This window comes from Streptosporangium sp. NPDC049376 (assembly GCF_044466505.1).
GTDB lineage: Bacteria > Actinomycetota > Actinomycetes > Streptosporangiales > Streptosporangiaceae > Streptosporangium.
Genome location: NZ_JBITMT010000009.1, coordinates 1 through 16,106, shown reverse-complemented (window position 1 = coordinate 16,106; position 16,106 = coordinate 1). Strand labels below are relative to the sequence as shown.

General features: G+C 71.7%; 15 protein-coding genes. 11 read left to right on the top strand and 4 right to left on the bottom strand.

What is annotated here, in order from left to right; translation table 11 throughout:
• Positions 1–149: 149 nt before the first annotated feature.
• Positions 150–1,115, top strand: coding sequence for a threo-3-hydroxy-L-aspartate ammonia-lyase (locus ACIBVQ_RS22600; protein WP_399179701.1), 966 nt, complete (start codon positions 150–152; stop codon positions 1,113–1,115).
• A gap of 27 nt (positions 1,116–1,142) precedes the next feature.
• On the opposite strand, the gene ACIBVQ_RS22595 is transcribed toward ACIBVQ_RS22600, so the two are convergent.
• Positions 1,143–1,922 (bottom strand): methylenetetrahydrofolate reductase, encoded by a 780-nt coding sequence (locus tag ACIBVQ_RS22595; protein ID WP_399179699.1) that lies wholly within the window; start codon positions 1,920–1,922, stop codon positions 1,143–1,145.
• A gap of 107 nt (positions 1,923–2,029) precedes the next feature.
• Here ACIBVQ_RS22595 and ACIBVQ_RS22590 point away from each other — a divergent pair, with 107 nt between their 5' ends.
• Positions 2,030–2,947 carry a hypothetical protein gene (locus ACIBVQ_RS22590; protein ID WP_399179697.1) on the top strand — a complete coding sequence of 306 codons (918 nt, stop codon included), beginning with the start codon at positions 2,030–2,032 and terminating at the stop codon, positions 2,945–2,947.
• A gap of 9 nt (positions 2,948–2,956) precedes the next feature.
• Positions 2,957–3,484, top strand: coding sequence for a GNAT family N-acetyltransferase (locus tag ACIBVQ_RS22585; protein ID WP_399179695.1), 528 nt, complete (start codon positions 2,957–2,959; stop codon positions 3,482–3,484).
• On the opposite strand, the gene ACIBVQ_RS22580 is transcribed toward ACIBVQ_RS22585, so the two are convergent.
• A complete protein-coding gene (locus ACIBVQ_RS22580) occupies positions 3,485–4,471 on the bottom strand; it encodes an alpha/beta fold hydrolase (protein ID WP_399179693.1) in 987 nt (328 codons plus the stop codon). It lies immediately after the preceding gene.
• A gap of 156 nt (positions 4,472–4,627) precedes the next feature.
• Here ACIBVQ_RS22580 and ACIBVQ_RS22575 point away from each other — a divergent pair, with 156 nt between their 5' ends.
• The 6 genes from ACIBVQ_RS22575 to ACIBVQ_RS22550 all read left to right on the top strand — a co-directional run bounded on the left by ACIBVQ_RS22575 (position 4,628) and on the right by ACIBVQ_RS22550 (position 10,577).
• The gene (locus ACIBVQ_RS22575; protein ID WP_362781276.1) at positions 4,628–5,041 is read left to right on the top strand and encodes a DUF4259 domain-containing protein; all 414 of its coding nucleotides are present in this window, start codon (positions 4,628–4,630) and stop codon (positions 5,039–5,041) included.
• Between the two features lie 128 nt (positions 5,042–5,169).
• Positions 5,170–5,952 carry a class I SAM-dependent methyltransferase gene (locus ACIBVQ_RS22570; protein WP_362781278.1) on the top strand — a complete coding sequence of 261 codons (783 nt, stop codon included), beginning with the start codon at positions 5,170–5,172 and terminating at the stop codon, positions 5,950–5,952.
• 179 nt (positions 5,953–6,131) lie between these two features.
• Complete coding sequence (locus ACIBVQ_RS22565) at positions 6,132–7,040, top strand: hypothetical protein (RefSeq protein WP_399179690.1); 909 nt, start codon at positions 6,132–6,134, stop codon at positions 7,038–7,040.
• 12 nt (positions 7,041–7,052) lie between these two features.
• A complete protein-coding gene (locus ACIBVQ_RS22560) occupies positions 7,053–7,862 on the top strand; it encodes a class F sortase (protein WP_362781281.1) in 810 nt (269 codons plus the stop codon).
• Positions 7,859–9,355 (top strand): DUF2079 domain-containing protein, encoded by a 1,497-nt coding sequence (locus ACIBVQ_RS22555; RefSeq protein ID WP_352014729.1) that lies wholly within the window; start codon positions 7,859–7,861, stop codon positions 9,353–9,355. The genes ACIBVQ_RS22560 and ACIBVQ_RS22555 overlap by 4 nt, the downstream gene beginning before the upstream one ends.
• A 70-nt stretch (positions 9,356–9,425) precedes the next feature.
• A complete protein-coding gene (locus ACIBVQ_RS22550; protein ID WP_399179688.1) occupies positions 9,426–10,577 on the top strand; it encodes an acetyl-CoA C-acetyltransferase in 1,152 nt (383 codons plus the stop codon).
• 51 nt (positions 10,578–10,628) lie between these two features.
• On the opposite strand, the gene ACIBVQ_RS22545 is transcribed toward ACIBVQ_RS22550, so the two are convergent.
• Both ACIBVQ_RS22545 and ACIBVQ_RS22540 read right to left on the bottom strand, forming a co-directional pair.
• Complete coding sequence (locus ACIBVQ_RS22545) at positions 10,629–10,781, bottom strand: hypothetical protein (protein ID WP_362915233.1); 153 nt, start codon at positions 10,779–10,781, stop codon at positions 10,629–10,631.
• A 191-nt stretch (positions 10,782–10,972) separates the two neighbouring features.
• Entirely contained in the window at positions 10,973–11,704 is a 732-nt protein-coding gene (locus ACIBVQ_RS22540; RefSeq protein ID WP_352014732.1) for a class I SAM-dependent methyltransferase, read from the bottom strand.
• A gap of 360 nt (positions 11,705–12,064) precedes the next feature.
• Here ACIBVQ_RS22540 and ACIBVQ_RS22535 point away from each other — a divergent pair, with 360 nt between their 5' ends.
• Both ACIBVQ_RS22535 and ACIBVQ_RS22530 read left to right on the top strand, forming a co-directional pair.
• The gene (locus ACIBVQ_RS22535; protein WP_352014733.1) at positions 12,065–14,116 is read left to right on the top strand and encodes an AAA family ATPase; all 2,052 of its coding nucleotides are present in this window, start codon (positions 12,065–12,067) and stop codon (positions 14,114–14,116) included.
• 32 nt (positions 14,117–14,148) lie between these two features.
• Positions 14,149–16,014, top strand: coding sequence for a hypothetical protein (locus tag ACIBVQ_RS22530; RefSeq protein ID WP_352014734.1), 1,866 nt, complete (start codon positions 14,149–14,151; stop codon positions 16,012–16,014).
• The last annotated feature ends 92 nt before the right edge of the window (positions 16,015–16,106 follow it).

Genomic DNA, 16,106 nt, shown 5'->3' with positions numbered 1-16,106 from the left:
GGAAGCCTGGTCGACGGGGCCCGGATCCGTGCGGCCCGACCGGGAGGCGGACCGGCGGGAGGGCTGACGCGAACGGCCGGGGCGGTTACCGTGGTCGTGTCGAAGATCGTTGCGAACCGTCGAAGAACCCCGAAGGGGAGAAGCCGCCGATGCTCCAGCTGCCGACCTACGACGACGTCCGGGACGCCGCCGCCCGTATCTCCTCCCACGCGCACCGCACCCCCGTGCTGCGCTCGCGCCGGATCAACGAGAGCGTCGGCGCCGACGTGGTGTTCAAGTGCGAGAACCTTCAGCGCATGGGCGCCTTCAAGTTCCGTGGCGCGTTCAACGCCCTGTCCCGGTTCACCCCGGAGCAGCGGCGCGCGGGCGTGGTCGCCTACTCCTCGGGCAACCACGCCCAGGCCGTGGCGCTGGCCGCCAGGATGCTGGACATCCCGGCCACGATCGTCATGCCCCACGACGCGCCCGCCGCGAAGGTCGCCGCGACCAAGGGGTACGGCGGGCGGGTCGTCGGCTACGACCGCTACGCCGAGGACCGTGAGGAGATCGGCCGCGCGCTGGCCGTGGAGCACGGGCTCACGTTGATCCCGCCATACGACCATCCGGACGTCATCGCGGGGCAGGGCACCGCCGCCCTGGAGCTGCTGGAGGAGGTCGGCGACCTCGACGCGCTGTTCGTGCCGCTCGGCGGGGGCGGGCTGCTGTCCGGCACCGCGCTGGTGGCCAAGGAGCTGTCGCCGGGCTGCGCGCTGTACGGCGTGGAGCCCGAGGCGGGCGACGACGGCCTGCGGTCCCTGCGCCAGGGGAGCGTCGTCCACATCGACACCCCGGTGACCATCGCCGACGGCGCGCAGACCCAGCATCTCGGCGCCCACACCTTCGCGATCATCAGCCGCGACGTCGACGACATCGTCACCGCGACCGACGCCGAGCTCGTCGAGGCCATGCGGACCTTCTTCGCCACCATGAAGATCGTCGTCGAGCCCACCGGCGCACTCGGCCTCGCCGCCGTCCGCAGGCTCGCGGGAGACCTGGCGGGACGGCGGATCGGTGTGATCATCAGCGGCGGCAACGTCGATGTCGACCGTTTCGCCGCACTGCTGATTGGCCGCTGACCGGCCGGGCGTTCTGGGACGAACCTGTCAGAGCAGTTCCTCAAGCCGGGCGGCGACCTGGCGGTAGCGGGAGACCGGGATCAGGTGAACCCCGTCGAAGGCGCCGGATTCGCGGATCTTGAGGACCTGCTCGCAGGTGGCCTCGACCCCGGCCTGGCGGTCGGCGGCGACCGTGCGGACCAGGTCCTCGGGGATGTCGATGTCCGGGATCGCGGCGGAGAGACGCCGGGCGTGGTTCTCGCTGGCCAGGACCATCACGCCCGCGTAGACGGGGACCTCGACGGGGTTGGCCTCCCGCCACCTCAGCAGGGCCTCCAGGGAGAAGCTGACCTGGACGAAGACGAAGTCGGCCGTGTGCTTCCAGGCGGGCAGCGGGCGAAGGCCGGCGGCCGTACCGACCTGGAAGGGGCGCACCCCGGCGAAGGCGGGGTCGTCCGGCAGGGCACGGACCTCCTCGATCATCGCGCGCACGTTCAGGTCGCCGGTGCGGTTGCCCGTCGCCGGCTTGTCCCCGTAGACGAACAGGAAGCGGTCGACGCCGTAGGCCGCGGCGGTCAGCAGGTCGCGGCGGAACCCCAGCAGGTTGCGGTCGCGTGAGTTGAGGCACGCGATGCTACGGCCTCCCATCGCCTCGACCTCGTGCGCGACCGCCACGCTGGAGACCGTGGCACGGCCGATGTGGTTGTCGGGCACCAGGAAGGTGTCGGAGATCTTGCTCAGGGTTCCGATCTGGTGCCGGACGTGCATCAGGTCGGGCCGGGTCGGCGGCTCGATCTCGCAGATCACCTGGAACGGGGAAGTCGTCATGGACCAAATGTAGGCAGGCCGAAGTGAGGAGGCCACCTGCTTTCCTCGCGTATAAAGCGCCGGGGGAAAACGGAAATCGCATTTCTGAAACGGTTAGGATCCAGCACATGGCGACTACGCGGGCCGGCAACCGTAGAATCCGGATAATCGTCGACCCCGCCCTTCCCGAGGAGACGGCGACCGTTCTCGGTGACAACGCGCTCATGCTCGAAAAGGTGCGAAAAGGCTGGAAGCCCCTGCCGCCGCCCAGGAAGCGGTCGGCCGCCTCCCTCGCGGTCAAGGGAATGCTGACGGCATTGGCCCTTGTCGCCGCGGTTTTCGTCGGCGCCGGTCTCCTGATCGAGATCGTGCTTTCCCTCACGCTGGCCGGCCTCGTCGTCGCCGCGATACGGGCCGCCGGCGACGCGGAGGACCGCCTTTCTCCGGAACACGTCTTGTACGGCCTCGCCGAAGACTGCCGGGAGAGTTATCTCCTTGAGGAGGATTTCGACGACGCGGCGAGAGAACTGCTCGTCAGGACGAGGACGGCGGCCGGTTCGATCCTCGGTTCGCGGGTCAACGCCGAGGGTCTTCTCGACGACGTGCGCAACACGGTGGTCCTGCCCGCGCAGGAGTGGGAGATCGCACGCCTGCTGGCCAAGCTGTCCGCGTTGCGCGCGGAGCACAGGACACTCATGGCCGGTGGGGTGACCCCGGAGGTCTCGGCCGCGGTGCGGCCCCTGGAACGGGTGCTGGCCGAGAGCGAGAAGGCGGTCGTCGCCAGGGTCGAGGCGATCGAACGCTACGCCGCCCATGTCGCGCGGGCGGAACAGGCCCAGCGGGCGCATGACCAACTGCGGGCGTTCGCCGAACGACTGCCGCGCTACGAGGAGCTGCTCGCCGAGTCGGGGGCGGACGCGCTGGCCGTACCCGAGGTCGGGCGGCTGGCCGAGGAGGCCGACGAGCTTGAGCGGGCGCTGCGGGACAGCCTCGGGGCGGCGCGGGAGGTCTTCGGGCATCTGGACGGTTCGGCCGGCGGTTCGTAGCGTGACGGCATGAGCGTTGATCAGGTGGCGTTACGGCCGATCGTCGAGGAGGACCTGGAGACGCTTGGGCGCTTCTCCGTCGAGCCGGAGGCGGCGGGGCTGTTCGGCTGGCTCGGCTGGTCGGACCCCGGCAGGTGGCGCAGGAAGTGGGCGAAGAACGGCTTCTTCGACGCCGGGGGTGGCCTGTTGCTGGTCGTCAACGGCGCGGAGCGGCTGGGCTTCGTCTCCTGGCGCAGGATCCTGACCGCGCAGACCTCACACTGCTGGAACCTGGGGATCGCCCTGCTGCCCGAGGCCAGGGGCCGGGGCTTCGGCACCCGGGCGCAGCGCCTGCTGGTGGAGTACCTGTTCGCGCACACGCAGGTGGTCAGGGTCGAGGCGGTCACCGAGGACGCCAACCTCGCCGAGCAGCGCGCGCTGGAGAAGGCGGGCTTCACCCGGGAGGGCGTGCTGCGCGGTTACTCGTTCAGGAACGGTCACTGGCGTGACGGGGTGATCTACAGCGTGCTGCGCGAGGAGGTCGACCTGCCCGGCTGATCACCCGGCGGCGACCCTGGCGATCTCGGCGAGGACGAGGTCAGGCTGGGCGTTCTGCACGTAGTGCTCGGTGGTCGAGGCCGTCACCAGGCGACCCCGGCTCGACAGCGCCGCCAGGCTCCTGGCGTGCCGGGCGTCCTCCTCCGGCTGTCCCGCCGGGACGATCACCGTGACCGGCAGGTCGTCCCACGCCCCGGGACGAACCGTCGCGGCCACCTGGGCGGCGCTGTCCACCGACGCCCACGCCTCGGCGCGGGCCGCCGCCATGCTGCCCGAGCCGTAGACGACGGTGGCGTTCGCGCGGGCCGTCGGGGTCGCCTCCGGAGGCACGAAGGCGTCGCCGCGCAGTCTGAGCAACCCGACCCGGGCGACGAACTGGTTGACGCCGAGCTGTACGGCCATCAGCGGCCGGGAGATCCGCAGCGCCGTCAGGGCCGTCTCGTCGGTGACGTCGATCAGCACGAGCCCGGCGGTCAGGCTCCGCCGGCGGTCGGCGAAGACCCGTACGACGTTGCCGCCGAAGGAGTGCGCGACCAGCACGTACGGCCCGGCCTCCCCGGAGGCGGCCAGCAGCGCGTGCAGCTCTCCGGCCAGGCGCTCCGCCGTACGGGGGGAGGGTCCCTCCTGGCTCCAGGCGTATCCCGCCCGGTCGTAGGAGCACACCCGGGAGTGGGCGGACAGGCGGCGCTGGATCACCTCCCAGCTCGCGCTCGACTCGGCCAGTCCCGCTTCGAGCACGACGGTCGGGGCGCCCCGGCCGGCGCAGTACAGGTGCAGGCGGTGGCCGCCCACGTCGACCAGCCGCCCCGGTGCCCGGTGCTCCCGCGCGTCGGCCCGTGAGGCGTTCGACTCGTAGGCGAACCCCACCCCAGAGGCCAGCACGAGCAGGACCAGGGCGAGGGCCGCTGCCCGAAGCAGTGTCCGCAGCAGTCTGCGACCTCTCCTGGGGCGTGGTCTCGTGGAGCGTTCCGGGTTTCTGTCCGCCATGTCTCGAAGGTAGGGACGCGGATGGCCCGTTTCCTCCTCCACGCTGGGGGACCCGTCCACGCCCCCTCATCCGGTCGAAGGAGAACTTTGGGTGATTTGTCGGAGGTGCCACCTAAGCTCCGAACCGAGGAAGAGGCCGGTGAGGAGAGGTGCGACATGGGAGCCTGGGATCTGGGACCGTTCGACAACGACGGGGCACTCGACCTGCTGGCGCATCTCGACGGTACGGCGGACCCGGCGGCGGCCCTGTCGGAGGCGCTGCGGGAGATCCTCGACCAGGACGACTACGTCGAGGGGCCGGACATGGCGGGCGCGGTCGCGATGGCCTGTCTCACGATCGCCCGTCTGGCCGGTGCCGAGTCCGTCGCCCTGACCGACCCGGTGGCGGTCAGATGGCTTGAGGGCAACCCGTTCCAGGTGGACGCGGCGTTGCGCGGGCTCGCCGCCGACCTTCTCGACCGGGCGGCCCGCCCCGGGGACAACGAACTGTACGACCTGTGGCAGGACGCGGACTCCCTTGACGAGTGGCTCGCGACCCTGACTCCCTACCGCCGGGCGCTGGCCGGGTGATCGACGGTCACCCGGAGTGATGGTATGGCCCTTTTACCCGAGGGTTCACCCATGCTCACCAGGCGATTTACCAGGAAAACCCTTTTTTTCACGATGAGCCATGAAATATGGACCTATATCGTGATGGCATGGGTGGACCCAGCGCTTTCCCCGGCATCGACCCCGAGTCCGCGGCCCGCAGGGCGTCATCGTTCGGCGGCCAGGCTGAGGCCTACGCGCGGGAGCGGCCCGACTACCCCGACGCCGCCGTGCTGTGGGCGCTCGAACCCGTCAGGGGCTCGCAGCCTCCGCGCGTCCTCGACCTGGGAGCGGGCACCGGGAAGCTGACCGAGGTGCTGCTGAGGCACGTCACCGATGTCGTCGCGGTCGAGCCGGACCCGGCCATGCTCCGCCAGTTCCGGGTGCGGCTGCCCAGGGTCGAGGCCCTGCCGGGCGGCGCGGAGCGGATCCCGCTGCCGGACAGTTCGGTCGACGCGGTCCTGGTCGGGCAGGCGATGCACTGGTTCGACCTCGACCGGGCCGCGCCGGAGATGGCCCGGGTCCTGGCGCCCGGCGGGGTGGTCGCGGGGTTGTGGAACCTCGACGACGACCAGGTGCCGTGGGTGAACGGGCTGAAGGAGGTCGCGCGCAGCACGGTCTCCCGCACGCAGTGGCGTCCCGACATGCTCGAACTCGGAGAGCCGTGGTTCGGCCCGGTCGAGCAGGCCTGGTTCCCGCACAGCCAGCGCAGGACCGCCGAGTCGATGGTCGCCACGATCGCCACCCACTCCCACGTGCTGACGCTTTCCGAGGGAGACCGCGCCGAGCTGCTGGGCAGGATCGCCGACTACCTGCGCTCGACCCCGGAGACCGCGCGGGGTGAGTTCGAACTGCCGATCACCACGGTGGTGATCCGGGCGCTGCGCGCCTGAGAGGTCTTTTTCCTGGCGTGCACTGTCTTGATGAGACAGGACGGAATTTATGCCCGTTTTGCCAAGACACGTGCATCTCTCTGCTTGTGTTCATAGGATCTATGCCGGACTGTGACCATCGCCTGGAATCGTGGGCAACCGCGCCAAAGCGGTCAGCTGTGCCGAAACGGAGAGTAACTGTGCTGAGGTCCAAGACGCGTCGTCGCGTCGCGGCGAAGACGGCAGCCGGAGTGGTCGGCGCGGGCATCCTCCTCGGCGCGGTTCCCGCGATCGCCTCGATGACGGCGGTGGCCAAGCCGGTCACCTACACGTGCACCGCGGCCTCGGGTACCGGCACCGCCGGCACCTACAAGATGCAGATGGACCTGTCGGGCCCCCTCACGACCCCCACTCCGAGCGCGACCGTCGTGGTGACCTGGAAGGCCGGTCAGCCCCCCGCACCGCCGAACCTGGTCGCCCCGGTGGCCATCGCCGCGGGGGACCGGATCGTGATCGAGGCGGACACGTCGATCTCCGGGCCCGTGCCGACAACCACGGGGGACATCCACTCGGTCCTGGCCACGACGACGCCCGGGGTCGTGGCCGTCAACGGAGTGCTGCCCCCGTTGCCCACCGTGCTGGTCACCGTGGTCCCGACCGCGGCCGGGGTCGTCACGGTCCGGCCGGACGCCTTCTCCGTCAGCCACCAGGCGGCCGCGGGCACCGGGACGGAGACCCTCATCTACGACTGCCTGGTCGCCACCCCGGCGGAGGCGACCGCCGCCGCGCTGCTGGTCACCGTCAAGCCGACCGGCGCGGCCACCACCACGCCGACCACGACCGCGACCACCACCCCGACGACGACCACTCCGGCCGACACGCCCACTCCCGAGCCGGTCGTGACCATCACCCAGACCAAGACCGCCAAGCCCCCCAAGCCCAGGAAGTCCGGGCATGTCGCCGAGACCCCCGGTGGCGGCGCCTCGACGGGCGGGGGAGGGGACGCCGGTCCCGACGCCAGGATGTTCGTCCTCGGCGGGACGGCGATGATCATGGCGGCGGGGATCGGCGGGTTGATGCTGCGGCGCCGTACGGCGACCCGGGGCTGACCGGGGCGCCGCATGACCACCCCGCCACCGGAAGGCTGGCCGCCGGAGCACCCCGCGCAGCCGTACGACCAGGGGTACTACCCCTACCCGGAGTACGAGGAGCCGTACGGCGACCGGGCCGGGGGCGGCAGGATCCTGCGCTCGGTGCTCATCCTCGCCGGGGCGGCCGGGGTGGTCACGGTGCTGGTCGGCCTGCTGATGATGGCGGTCTCCCCGGACGAGTACGGCCTGGCCGAGCAGCGCACGACGCTGCCGCCCCGCAGCGCGGTCAACGCCACCGCGCCCGCCGACCCCTACTTCAGGGCCGATCCGACCGCGCCGCCGCCCGAACCGCGTCTGCCTCCCGCCCCCGCGATGCAGCCCTCGACCCCGCTGCGCCTGGTCATCAAGCGGCTGAACATCAACGCGCCGATCACCTCGGTCGGACTCGACAAAAAAGGCGCGATCGAGGTGCCGTCGGTCGGCAATCCGAACCTGGTCGGCTGGTACCGTTCGGGGCCGACGGCGGGCGAGGCCGGTCCCGCGATCATGCTCGGGCACAAGGACACGCGCTCGGGAAGCGCGGTCTTCAGCCGCCTGGCCGAGATCAGGAACGGCGACGAGATCGAAGTCCGGCGGCAGGACGGCATCATCGCGGTTTTCACGGTAGACGGACTCGAACAGGCGGACAAGACGGTGTTCCCGACACAGCGCGTATACGGCGACTCGCCGATACCCCGGCTTCATGTGATCACCTGTGGCGGTACCTACAACCACACGACCGGCCACTACACCGACAACGTCATCGCCTACGCGACGATGACGAGCACCCGCAGAGCATGAGCGCGGTGACCGCGACCGCCGAGGAGCCGGTCGACAGGACGGACAAGGCACGCGACGTCCCGGCGTTCCTGCGCGAGCGGCGACACGGTCTGACGCTCGGCGCGCTCGTCGCCCTGGCCACCGCGGCCTACAGCGTGCTCGGGCTGGTCAAGTTCTCGGCGTTCAAGGCGAGCATCTTCGACCTGGTCATCTTCGACCAGGCGGTGCGCGGTTACGCGAGTTTCGGGCCGCCGGTCGCCCCCTCGGTCGGCATGTTCTACAACCAGGGCATGGACTTCGTCCAGCCGGCCGACCACTTCTCGCCGATCCTGGCCGTCCTGGCCCCGCTGTACTGGGTGTACGACGACCCGCGGACCCTCATCGTCGCGCAGGCGGCGCTGCTCTCACTGGCCGCCGTCCCCGTCTGGCACTACACGAGCCGCCGTCTCGGCCCGGTCCCCGCGCACCTGGTCGCGGTCGCCTACCTGGTCTCCTGGCCGGTCGCGCAGGCCGCCGGGTTCGACTTCCACGAGGTGGCGTTCGTCCCGCTGCTCAGCGCGATCATGATCGAGCGGGCGGACGCGGGCAGGACCCGCTACGCCGTCCTCGCCGCCATCGGCATCCTGCTGGTCAAGGAGGACATGGGCCTGCTGGTCGCCGGGTTCGGGGTCTACCTGTTCCTGATCAGACGCAGGCTTGAGGGGACGGCCCTCGTCCTGATGGGCGGCGGCGCGCTGCTGCTCATCCGCGGCGTGGTGATGCCGATGATCGGCTCGGGCGGCGAGGGCTTCCACTGGGCGTACGGCAGTCGCGGCGCGACCCTCGGCGAGGTGGCGCTGTCCATCGTCCGTGACCCGTTCGGCACGCTGTGGCAGATGGTCAGCCCCGAGGTCAAGGTGGACACCATGGCCTTCCTGCTGTGGCCGATGCTGCTGACCGCGCTGCTGTCCCCGCTGGTCCTGGTCGCCGTCCCGCTGCTGGTCGAACGGTTCCTGGCCGACCGGCCGCAGTGGTGGGGGACCGACTTCCAGTACAACGCCTTCCTCGCGGCCATCCTCGTCTGCGCCGCCGTGGACGGTGTCCACCGGCTCTCCGGACGGCTGCGCGGGCGCTTCCCCGAGCGGTCGCGGGCGCTGGCCGGGCACTGGGCCTTCGCGGTCTGCGTGATCGGGCTCACCCTGGTGCCGCGCTTCGCCCTGGGCAACCTCGTCGAGTCGTCCTTCTTCACCGAGGAGCCGTCCGTCGCGGCGGCGCGCGAGGCCGTGGCCACGGTCCCCGACGGGGTGGTGGTCGAGGCGGCCAACAACGTCGGTCCCGCGCTCAGCGCCAGGACGACGGTGCTGCTGTGGGGTCCGCAGGCGTACGGCGCGCCGTGGATCGTGGCCGACGTGACGCGCTGGACCTTCCCCTTCGGGGGTCCCGAGGTGCAGCAGCAGCGGGTGGACGAGGCGTTGCGCACGGGCTACACCAAGGTGTTCGACAGGGATGGCTACGTCGTCCTCAAGCGGTCCTGACCACCGTCACGCCGACCGAGGTAACCTGCTGGTAACCGAACAATGCTCGGTTCTGTGAGCAGGAGGCACCGTGGCAGAGGCGTACATCGTCGGGGCGGTCCGCACCCCGGTCGGCAGGAAGCAAGGAGGGCTGTCCACCGTCCACCCCGCGGACCTGGCGGCCCACACGCTCAGGGCGCTCATTGAGCGCACCGGCGTCGATCCGTCCGCGATCGAAGACGTGATCATGGGCTGCGTCATGCAGTTCGGCCCGCAGAGCATGGACATCGCGCGCACCGCCTGGCTGTCGGCCGGGCTGCCGGAGGGCGTGGCCGGGGTGACCGTCGACCGGCAGTGCGGCTCCTCCCAGCAGGCGCTGCACTTCGCCGCCCAGGGCGTGCTCTCCGGCACCCAGGACCTCGTGGTCGCCGCCGGGGTCGAGTCCATGAGCGTCGTGCCGATGGGCTCCCCCGTCACCGCCGCCCTGGAGAAGGGCCTGCCCTCACCGTTCGGCGAGGGCTGGGCCGAGCGGTACGGCAGGCAGGAGATCTCCCAGTTCCGCGGGGCCGAGCTGATGTGCGAGAAGTGGGACCTGAGCCGCGAGGAACTGGAGCGCTTCGCCTGCGAGAGCCACCGGCGCGCGCTCGAAGCCGTCGCGGAGGGCCGCTTCCGCGACCAGATCGTCCCCGTCGCGGGCGTCAAGAACGACGAGGGCCCCCGCGCCGACACCACCCGGGAGAAGATGGCGGGCCTCAAGACCCTGCGGGAGGGCGGCCGGATCACCGCGGCGACCTCCTCGCAGATCTCCGACGGCTCCGGCGCCCTGCTGGTCGCCTCGGAACGGGCGCTCCGCGAGCACGGCCTGACCCCCAGGGCCCGCGTCGTCACCCTGACGCTCACCGGCGACGACCCGGTCCACATGCTGACCGCGCCCATCCCGGCGACCAGGAAGGCCCTGGCCAGGGCCGGGCTCACGGTGGACGACATCGACGTCTTCGAGGTCAACGAGGCCTTCGCCCCGGTGCCGCTGGCCTGGCTCAAGGAGATCGGCGCCGACCCGGAGCGGGTCAACCCCAACGGCGGCGCGATCGCCCTGGGGCACCCCCTCGGGGCGACCGGGGCGATCCTGATGACCAAACTCCTGCACGAGCTGGAGCGGACCGGCGGCCGGTACGGCCTGCAGACGATGTGCGAGGGCGGCGGCCAGGCCAACGTCACCGTCATCGAACGCCTCGACGGCTGAGACCCGGCGGTGCCCACCCGGAACGGGGTGGACACCGCCTCCGGCCCGCCGTCAGCGACCACCCCGGCCGGGAATCCGGCGCGGCTGCCGGGTGGGCCGGGCGGGAACGGGCGGCATCGGCACCCGCCTGGGCGCCGGGGCCCGCTCGGGCAGCGGGATACGAGGCGTGACGGTCTGCTGCTTTTTGGCAACGCGAATTCGCATATGGACTCCTTGGAAGATCATGACGACGCGGTCTGTGCCGTGCCGGAACCTCAGCTGCCGCGTCAGACGAACGGGGCCAGAGAGCTGAGCGCGGGCGGACCGGCGACGGCCGGTCAACGCCTGCTTTCTAGGAGTTGATCCACATGCGGACCACCGTACGGCGGGCTCGCCGTACGGTGCAACGGGTTTTTCTACCGGGGGACGCGGGCCACGCAGAAGACGGTCTGACCGAACGGCGGACGCACGAAACGCTCGATGAACCGGGTCGCCGGGACGACCGTACGGTCGTAGATCTTGACCAGACGCGGGTCGGGGTAGCCGACACCGCCCCGGCGGACCGCCACCCACCAGGCGATGCCGCCCAGGAAGTTGATCGGCTTGAGCACGTCGATGTCCAGGCCCGCCTTGGAGACCGTGCTGCGCAGGGTCGCGGGGGTGTAGCGGGTGACGTGGCCGACCTTGCGGTCGAAGTCTCCGTAGAGCTGCATGTAGCCCGGCACCCAGATGACGATCCGGCCGCCGGGCGCGGTGACCTTCGCCAGGGAGCGCAGCGCCTCGACGTCCTCCTCGATGTGTTCGAGGACGTTCATCATCACGACCGTGTCGACCTTCTCACCGATCGGGATGTCGGTCGGCAGGCCGAACTGCAGCACGTCCACGTCGTCGCGTTCGGCGAAGCGCTTGTTGAGCTGCTCGACGCAGTAGGGGTCGAAGTCACTGACCACCAGCCTGTCCAGGCGGGGCAGGAACGACTCGGCGAAGTGCCCGAGGCCCGAACCGATCTCCAGCATGGACTTCCCCACGTGCGGGGCGACCATGTCGAGCTCGTACTGCCGGTAGTTCCTGGCCTCGTCCCCACCCAGGTGGTTCTCCAGGGCCTCGTCACCGGCCGCCGGTTGCACTACGCGGTCATACCCAGACATGCGGTTCCGTCCAGCTCACTCATCGGGGAGCCGCGTCGCCCACGACTTGGAGGGCGTCCACGGCCGGGAAACAGCAAGAGTCTAGTGTCGCTTCCCCCGCGGCGACTCCGGAAACGCCCCCATGACGTCCCTGGGAACCCCTTCGTGACGGCCGGGGAGACACCGGACACCGACGAAACGAGGAGGGGTCCGGAGGAGGAATCCCACCCCGGAGGACTTCGACAAGAGGCCGCTGACCTGCGCGTCGGCGTGAGATATGCGCCCCGGGAGAAGAACGGACAACCGCGGGTCCTCCGTCAGGCCGGGATGGCCGCGCTCCCATGGTTGGCTGGCCATCTAACGCGGAGGGGCGAGGAATCGGTGGAGGAGACGCGCACGCGCCGGGACAACGTGCCGGCGGAGACGGGTGACCTCGTAGGACGGGAGGCGGAGCTCGGCGAACTCGCCGCACTGATCGGCCACTCTCCTCTGGTGACCCTCACCGGGGTCGCCGGGGTCGGCAAGTCCAGGCTCGCGCTCAGGGCCGCGACCACGCTCCGCGGGGACTTCCCCGACGGGGTGTGGGTCGTCGCGCTGTCCGCCGAGCAGAACGGCGCCCTGGTCGGTCACGCCGTCGCCGCCGCGCTCGGCCTGCCGGAGCAGGCCGTGCGGCCCCAGGCGGAGGTCCTCGCCGACTTCCTCGCCGACCGGCGGCTGCTGCTGGTCCTCGACGACTGCGACCACCTCGCAGAGGCGTGCGCGGAACTGCTGCGCCAGGTCCTGGCACGGGCGCCGCACATCCGGGTGCTGGCCACCGGCCGCGGTCCTCTGGGGCTCGCCGGGGAACGGCTGATGCCCGTCGAGCCGTTCGCCGTACCCGAGGGGGCCGAGGCCGCGACCTGCGACGCCGTCCGGCTGTTCACCGAGCGGGCCAGGGCCCTGGTGCCCGGCGCCGCCCTCGACCCCCACGAGGTGGCCCGGCTCTGCCGCGGCCTCGACGGCATCCCGCTCGCCATCGAGCTGGCCGTACGGCGGCTGCGGGCGCTGTCCGTGCCACAGCTCACCGAGCGGCTCGGCGACCGCTTCGCCCTGCTGGAGGGCGGCAGCCGCGCCCCGCTCGGGCGGCACCGGAGCATGCGCACCGCGGTCGGCCTCAGCCACGAGCTGTGCGGCCCGGGGGAACGCCTGCTGTGGGCGCGCCTCTCGGTCTTCGAGGGCTGGTTCGACGCCGACGACGCGTGGGCCGTGTGCGCCGACGGACGACTGGCCACGCTCGCGCTGTCCGGGCTCGCCGACCGGTCGATCCTGGTCGCCGACGTCGCCGGTGGCCCGCGCTACCGGATGCTCGGCACGATCCGCGACTACGGAAGGCAGTGGCTGCGGCTGCTGGGCGAGGAGGAGACCGTTCTCGCCCGCCACCACGACCACTTCCTGGCCGGGGCGCGCAGGGCGGAGGCCGAGTGGTACGGCCCGCGCCAGGCCCGCTGGGCGGCCTGGGCCAGGCGGGCGATGCCGGATCTGGAGGCCGCGCTGGCCCGCGACGAGGGCTTCGACCTGGCCACCTCGCTCTGGTTCGTCTGGTGCTGCCTCGGCAGGGCCGGCCTCGGGCACCGGCACCTGGACCGGCTGCTCAACCGGGAGATCACCCCCGGCCCGGCCCGAACCAAGGCCCTGTGGGTGTGCTCATGGGCGGCGCTGGCCGCGGGCGACACCTCGGAGGCCAGACGCAGGGCCGCCGAGGCGTACGCGGCGGCCACGGCCGAGGGCGACCTCGCCGCGGCCGGATGCGCCAGGCAGGGGGCGGCGGCGACCGCGCTCGCCCTCGGCGACCTCGACGGGGCCGCGCGCCTGGCCGCCCAGGCCGCCGGGCTGTTCGAGCAGGCCGCCCCGGAACGGGCCGCCCACATCGGTCTCCCCGTCGCCGAGACGACGCTGGCGATGGCGCACAGCCTCAGGGGGGAGTTCGGCCCGGCCGTCGAGGTTCTCGTGCGCCAGTGGGCCAGGTGCGCCGAACGGGGCGAACTGTGGGCCCGTTCCCACGGCGACCACGTGCGCTCGCTCGCCGAACTCGGCAGGGGAGAGATCGAGGCGGCCGAGGCCTACGCCCGCGCGGCGCTCGACGCCAAGTGGTGCCTGCGCGACCCGCTCGGCGTGGCCGCGGCCACCGACCAGCTCGCCGCGACCGCCGTGGCGCGCGGCGACGGGCGCAGAGCCGCCCGCCTGCTCGGCGCGGCCGCCCGGATGTGGACGACCGCGGGCCTTCCCACCCCCGACGCCTCGCCGTACGCGACGTCCAGGGCACGCACGGAACGCCGGGCCAGGGCGTTGCTCGGCGACCTCGCCTACGAACGCGCGTTCGCCAGGGGAATGGCCATGGACATCGACACCACTGTCGCCCGCATCCGGGACACAGACGGCTTCGGTCACCTTTAGCATGAATGCCCACGCCGCGAGGAGACTGCGGAATGAGTGCATTCGTCGGTAGGCAGGGCGAGGTCGCGGAGATCACAGCCCTTTTCGAGCGGGTACGGCTCGTCACCCTGTCGGGGGCGGGCGGTGTCGGCAAGACCAGGCTCGGCCTCGAACTCGCCAGGACACTCGTCCCCGAGCCCGCGGTCGTCGACGTCGCGGAGGTCGCCGAGGTCGGCGGGCCACAGGCGCTGGCCCCCGCCGTCACCGAGGCCCTGGCCGTCTCGGCCGGGTCCCTGCTCGTGCTCGACACCTGCGAGGCGCTGGTCGACGAGGTCGCCTCCCTGGTCGGCGAACTGCTCGCCACCGACCCCGAACTCCGCATCCTGGCGATCAGCCGCCAGTCGCTGGCCGTCCCCGGCGAGCACCTGCGGGTGCTGGCCGGCCTCCCCGCCCCGGACGCCTACGCCCTGCTGACCGGTCTCGGCGACACCTGGCCCGCCGGGACGCGCGAGAGCCTCACCGAGGTGTGCGACAGGCTGGACGGCCTGCCGCTGGCGATCGAACTGGCCGCCGTACGGCTGCGCACGATGCCCGTCGCGGACTTCGTCGCGAACCTGGGCGAGCACCTGGCCCTGCTCGTCGACGAGGAGCGGCAGGGCCCCTCAAGGCACCGGGCGCTGGCCACCTGCATCGGGTGGAGCCACCAGCTGTGCACCGAGCGGGAACGACTGTTCTGGGCGCGCGTCTCGGTCTTCCCCGGCGAGTTCGACCTGGAGGCGGCGACCTACGTCTGCCGGGACGAGACGCTGCGCGCCCAGGACATGATCGACGTGGTCACCGGCCTGGTCGACAAGTCCGTGCTGCTGCGCAGGGAGACCCACGCCGGAGTCCGCTTCCTGATGCCCGGCGCCACCCGCGAGTTCGGCGCGGGCTGGCTGGCCCTGCTCGGCCAGCAGGAGGAGGTACGGCTGCGCCACCACGACTTCTACCTGGCCCTGGCCCGCAACGCCGAACGCGAGTGGCCACGCCGCCAGGTGCGCTGGCACCACAGGCTCCGCGTCGAGGCGGCCAACCTCGCCCAGGCACTGGAGACGGGCCTTGAGGCGGGGACCGGTCTCGAACTGGCCGGAGCGCTGTGGATCCTGTGGGTGTGCTGCGGGATGCACGCCGAGGGGCGCGACTATCTCGACCGCGCCCTGGCCACGGACCCTCGGCGGGGACCGGCGCGGACCAGGGCGCTGTGGGTCTGCGCCTGGGTCGCCAGCCTCCAGGGAGACCTGCTCGGAGCCGAGGAACGGCTCTCCGAGTGCCGCGAGGCCGACCCCGGCGGCCACGCGGGCGCCTACGTGACCCAGCTGGCCGCCCAGGTCGCCGCCCAGCGGGGGCAGGCGACCCGCGCCGTGCTCGGCATCAGGGCCGCCCGCGACCGCCACCACTCGGCGGGACGCGCCTTCCCCGGCCTGCTGCCCGGCTACGCCGTGGTGGCCGCCTGCCTGCTGACGCTGGGCGACGTCGAGGCGGCCGTCGGCGTCCTCGTCGAGGGACTCGACCTCTGCGAGACCTATGAGGACCTGTGGACCCGCTCCCACCTGTGCCACCTGCGCGCCCACGCCGACTATCTGCGCGGAGACCTCACCGCCGCCGGGGAGCACGCCCGCGAGGCACTGCGCACCGCCCGCCTGTTCGACGACCGTACGGCGCAGGCCGCCGGGGTCGAACTGCTCGGCGCGCTCGCCGTCGCCGAACGACGGTCACAGGAGGGCCTGGAACTGCTGGCCGCGGCCCGCGACGCCTGGACGGCGCTCGGCGGCGAGCACCTGCGCCCGCCGCTGCTGGCCTCGATCGCCGTCCCGGAGGTCCTCCCCGTCGAGGGCCTGCCCCTCGACGCCGCCACCAGCCTGGCCCTCAAAGAGCCCTAAATCTTGTTGCAGAAGCGTGTGGTTGGGCATCTTCCTTGTATGGGCGGGGTGTTGCGCGCTGATCCTTTATGGGTGGAGACCTTCACCGGACT